This window comes from Amycolatopsis dongchuanensis (assembly GCF_039542405.1).
In the GTDB taxonomy this organism is placed as follows: Bacteria; Actinomycetota; Actinomycetes; order Mycobacteriales; family Pseudonocardiaceae; genus Amycolatopsis_E; species Amycolatopsis_E sacchari.
On the sequence record NZ_BAABIB010000132.1, the window covers coordinates 1 to 2,386 of the forward strand.

Below are 2,386 nucleotides of genomic sequence, written 5' to 3' on the forward strand. Positions count from 1 at the left end.
GGTGGTGCCGACCGCGATCCGGGCGCTCACGCGACCTCCTCCAGCTCGGCGCGGACCAGCTCCGCCGCCCGCAGCCGCTCCAACGACGCGGCCTCCGCGCGGTGCCACTGCGCCCGCGGGGCGTCGTGGTCCTGCTCCAGCCGCGCCCACAGCCGCGCGCGGCGGCGGTGGCCCTCGGCCAGCACCTCCAGCGCGTGCGCCACCCGGGCAGCAGCAGCCGCGGAGACCAGCCGGTTGAGGGCGAACGGGTCGTAGGTGACCAGCTCGTCCCCCTCGACCACATGCAGGTCCGGGGCCGCACCACACAGCTCACAGGGCACGTCCCGCACGTCGCGGGCCAGCTCGCAGGCCAGGCAGCGGAACAGGAGTTCGGCGCTCACCGGCGCTCACCCCCGGTGACGGCGATGACCCACTCCACGAAGTTCCGCGCCGCGGCCTGGTGGTCCGGGCCGAGCTGGGACTGCATGTAGCGGGTGATCTGTGCGACCGACTGGCCCTCGCGGTGGCGGCGGGCGATGATCTCCACCGGCGCGATCACCAGCTCATAGCGGTAGCCGGTCCGTCGTGCGGCCTGGTGGTAGATGGCCTGTGCGACCATGTGCGTCTCTCCGTTCTGGTCAGCAAGTGGCTGGGTGGGGAGACCCGGCGCGGCGGCGTTCTTGGCGGGATGCGCCGCGCCGGGGTCCGTGATCAGGAGTCGGGTCATCGGGTCACCACCGGGCGCGCGACGTCGCGGTGCTCGACCTCGGTGGCGATGCCTTGGCGGTTGAGCGTCCGCATCAGTTCGTTGGCGAGCACGACCGAGCGGTGACGGCCGCCCGCACAGCCGATCGCGACCAGCACCTTCAAACGCCGGGGGTCGTGCAGCCGGTGCAGGGTGCGCACGGTGCTCAGCAGACTGGCCAGGACGTCCGTCGCGCCGGGCGTGGCCAGGACGTGCTCACGCACCTGCGGGTACAGGCCGGTCAACTCCCGCATCGCCCGGCCGTTCGCGGGGTTGTGCAGGCAGTCCCGCACATCCACCACCAGGTGCGCCTTCGGCGGGGCACCGTGCAGGTAGCCGAAGGAGGTGACCGCGACCTTCAACACCTCTCCGCGTGGTACCTCAACAACCCAGTACTTCTCACTCATCGCGTGCCTCCTCAGCGGTCGCGGACGGTTCCAAGCCGCTGCCGCAGTGCCCGGCAAGATGCGTCCCGGGCAATCGAGGACAGCGGCACTCGCACAGCTCCAGGTACTCCGCGTCGGTGATCGGCACCGGCCGGCGAGCGGTTCGCACTCGGCCCATCAGGCGGCCACCCCGCCGGTCGCGCCACCGGCCCGGACCCACGAACGCAGCGCCTCCCGCGTCGCCCGGCGGACCGTGCGGCGCGCTCGGATCTGGTCGGTCAGCTCATGCGTCACCCGGAAAGCGCTGACCAGCTCGGCGGCGGCGAAATCGCGCTCCGCCTGCTCGACCTGCTCGTCAATCACCGCGAAGTCCGGGCCGAGCTCCTGCTCGATCAGGGCATCGATCTCGGCAGCCTCTGCCGCGGCGTCCTCGGCGATCGCCACCGCCGAGATGTCGTCGTCCACCAGCGGGAGCAGGGCCTCTCGGGCCGCGGCGCTGGTGATCCGTGCGAACTCCATTGCTCTCCTCGTTGTCGTGATGACCAGGCACACCGGCGCTGCTCGCCCGGCCCTGGGGGCGTCTGGTGGCCGCGCTCGGCGGCCTTTCGGGGGTTACGCGGCGCGGCCTGCGGTGTCGGTCCAGTAGGAGTCCGACCGCAGCTGCGCCTGCTGCCAGCGCGTGTAGGCCAGCTCGGCACGCTGAAAGGCCGCACCGTGAGCGGTCGCGACCGTCTTCAGGGAGGCCCGGTAGTCCAGCCGTCGCGGGTGCTGGCTCACCAGCCGGCCGATGGCCGTCACCTGCGACCGCAGCCGCAGCATCTCCCGCCGCGCGGCCAGATACCGTGCCGCCGCTTCCTCCTCCGCCAACCGCAGAGCGGTCAAAGCGGAACCCTTGCCAGGAGTTTTGGGCATGACGCATCACCGTCACTTTGGAATCGGAGACGGGCAGTGCCCGCCTGTGATGAACAAACGAATTCGACCCGAGGTGCGGTGACCCGACTCCTGCGAGTCCAGCCACCACACCTCATGGCCTTGAAATGGCCCACTAGCAGCACAAACGCTGCATGCAGCGGGCCGACAGTGCGCCCGAAAAAGGGCGCACGAAACACAGCTCTATAAAGCCACCGCTCCCGGTGGCGTTATCTCACGTGGCGCTTGCGCATGCCAGCGAATTACCTGCCCGACTTCGACAGAACGCGTGCGCAACGGCCCCAGCACTAACAGCTGGTTTCATAATGAAGTCGGCAGCTTGCGGTAGCAGACGAGGACGCAGGCC

General features: G+C 70.2%; 5 protein-coding genes. All 5 read right to left on the reverse strand.

The annotated features are described in order from the left end of the window. Window positions 1-26: 26 nt before the first annotated feature. The 5 genes from ABFX51_RS32605 to ABFX51_RS32625 all read right to left on the reverse strand — a co-directional run bounded on the left by ABFX51_RS32605 (window position 27) and on the right by ABFX51_RS32625 (window position 2,022). Window positions 27-380: a hypothetical protein gene (locus tag ABFX51_RS32605; RefSeq protein WP_346056003.1), complete on the reverse strand. Its 354-nt coding sequence runs from the start codon at window positions 378-380 to the stop codon at window positions 27-29. Then, entirely contained in the window at window positions 377-706 is a 330-nt protein-coding gene (locus ABFX51_RS32610) for a hypothetical protein (protein ID WP_346056004.1), read from the reverse strand. The genes ABFX51_RS32605 and ABFX51_RS32610 overlap by 4 nt, the downstream gene beginning before the upstream one ends. After that, window positions 703-1,131, reverse strand: coding sequence for a RapZ C-terminal domain-containing protein (locus tag ABFX51_RS32615; RefSeq protein WP_346056005.1), 429 nt, complete (start codon window positions 1,129-1,131; stop codon window positions 703-705). Before ABFX51_RS32615 ends, ABFX51_RS32610 begins: the two co-directional genes overlap by 4 nt. A gap of 156 nt (window positions 1,132-1,287) precedes the next feature. Continuing rightward, window positions 1,288-1,629 carry a hypothetical protein gene (locus tag ABFX51_RS32620; protein WP_346056006.1) on the reverse strand — a complete coding sequence of 114 codons (342 nt, stop codon included), beginning with the start codon at window positions 1,627-1,629 and terminating at the stop codon, window positions 1,288-1,290. 93 nt (window positions 1,630-1,722) lie between these two features. Beyond that, entirely contained in the window at window positions 1,723-2,022 is a 300-nt protein-coding gene (locus tag ABFX51_RS32625; protein WP_346056007.1) for a hypothetical protein, read from the reverse strand. Window positions 2,023-2,386: the final 364 nt, after the last annotated feature.

Excerpts from the sequence above, each read along its gene's own strand:
- ABFX51_RS32610 (WP_346056004.1), bottom strand. The coding sequence starts at position 706 with ATGACCCGACTCCTGATCACGGACCCCGGCGCGGCGCATCCCGCCAAG.
- ABFX51_RS32615 (WP_346056005.1), bottom strand. The coding sequence starts at position 1,131 with ATGAGTGAGAAGTACTGGGTTGTTGAGGTACCACGCGGAGAGGTGTTG.
- ABFX51_RS32620 (WP_346056006.1), bottom strand. The coding sequence starts at position 1,629 with ATGGAGTTCGCACGGATCACCAGCGCCGCGGCCCGAGAGGCCCTGCTC.
- ABFX51_RS32625 (WP_346056007.1), bottom strand. The coding sequence starts at position 2,022 with ATGCCCAAAACTCCTGGCAAGGGTTCCGCTTTGACCGCTCTGCGGTTG.